This is a genomic window from Sulfitobacter sp. UBA4523 (assembly GCF_002388305.1).
Lineage (GTDB): Bacteria > Pseudomonadota > Alphaproteobacteria > Rhodobacterales > Rhodobacteraceae > Sulfitobacter > Sulfitobacter pontiacus.
Window position 1 is genome coordinate 4,146 of record NZ_DGMH01000044.1, and the last position, 1,668, is coordinate 5,813.

Here is a 1,668-nt window from a genome sequence, read left to right on the forward strand (position 1 = left end):
ACAGCAAGGGCAGCAGGATCACCACAGCCATAAACCCGCTGACCGTTTGCAGGCTGATCGGGTCGGTGTGTTTCGCGATCTGCCGTGTCACCAGCATGAACAGCGCAAAGTTCAGCGCTACGCCAACGGGCAGCAATGCGGGCCAGCCCACCTCGGCAAAGCTGGGTTGCACCACCAGCAGTGTGCCGCAAAAGCCAACGATACAGGCGAGAAGCCGACGGGTGCCGACCTCTTCCCCCAGCACGTATTTGCCGAGCAGAAGCATAAAGAAGGGCATGACAAAGATAATCGCCACCGCATCGGCCAGCGGCAGGTATTTCAGCGCGGTGAACATCATCGCGATCCCGATGACATGCAGCACTGTGCGCACAAAGGCGAGCCACAGCGTTCGGCCCCGCATCGCCAGCGGCCTGCCCGTCAGCAGCACGAGCGGCAGCAAGATCAGCAACTGCACGGCAAAGCGGATGAACACGACCTGACCCAGCGGCACGGAGGACCCCAGCAGTTTCGCAATTGCATCACCCACAGGGGCAACGATGCAAAAGCCAAGCATCATGGCAATACCGGTCATCGGTTTATCGGGCAGCATGGCAAAGCCTTTGTCGAGGATCAGGGGGATACGCCCCGAATGTGCAAGCATATCGCGGCGAGAGTGGCGGCATTTTTCCGGCTTTGCAACCGTGGGGAGAGGATGATTTCACGCCGCTGACCTGATCAGACCGACGCGATCGCGCCCGCGGTGTTTCGCACTGTATAAAGCTTGATCCGCGCGGTCGATCAACTCTGCCGCGATGGCCGAGGCATCAAGTGGGGCGGGGAAGGCGTCGCTGGTTTCAGGCTGTGCGGTACATAGCCCGATGCTGATCGTCGCATGGATAGGCTGCGCGCTGGCGGGGATGGTAAATGGCGTCGTGCGGTAGGCTTCGCATATGCGTTTGGCCATCCGGGTGGCCTCTGCCTCTGTGATGCCCGGGAGGATGAGCAAAAATTCCTCCCCTCCGATGCGGGCGGCAACGTCGAGCGGGCGCAGGCATGATTTCAACCGGCGTGCGGTTTCGATCAACACGGCGTCCCCCGAGGCGTGGCCGAAAGCGTCATTCACCCGTTTGAAGTGGTCTATGTCTGCCAGCATCACGGCCAGCGGTATCCCTTTGCGGCGGGTGCGCACGGCCAGCCGCGCGACCTCTGACAGGGCGTGCCGGCGGTTGTAGATTCCTGTCAGCGGATCAAAAACCGCTTCGCGCAGGCGTGTATCGACATCACGCCGGATCGTGTCACCCTGCTGTTTGCGCGCCAGGAGCCCGGTCAGCCGCAGCGAAAGTTCATCGACATCAAAGCCATGCTGCATCAGGTCGTCGGCCCCCAGATCCAGCGCATGGGCGGCACCGGCGGGGTGGGGGCGCGATTGGAGCACAAGAATACCGCAGTGCCGCGTCGTCGTATTCGCCCGCAGGGTCGAGATCAGGCGCAGTTGCGCCTCGTCGCGCGTTTCGACACCGGTCAGGGTCAGGATGAAGACATCGGGCAGCGCGTTCTGCCGGATACCGGTCAACGCGTCGCGGATGGTCGTCTGGCTGACAGCCCCCCGCAAACGTTTGCGTAGCTGGGTGACATGCACCTGTGTCTCTGCCTTGTCATGGCTGACGATCTGGAACGTGCCCGGGCGGG

2 protein-coding genes are annotated in these 1,668 nt (G+C 62.2%); both read right to left on the reverse strand.

Translation table 11 applies throughout. The annotated features are described in order from the left end of the window. Positions 1-589: DMT family transporter (locus tag B3849_RS10400; RefSeq protein WP_286780115.1), on the reverse strand; the 589-nt coding region annotated here is incomplete at its 3' end. A 108-nt stretch (positions 590-697) separates the two neighbouring features. Further along, the coding region (locus tag B3849_RS10405; RefSeq protein WP_286780100.1) for a diguanylate cyclase domain-containing protein at positions 698-1,668 on the reverse strand (971 nt) is incomplete at its 5' end.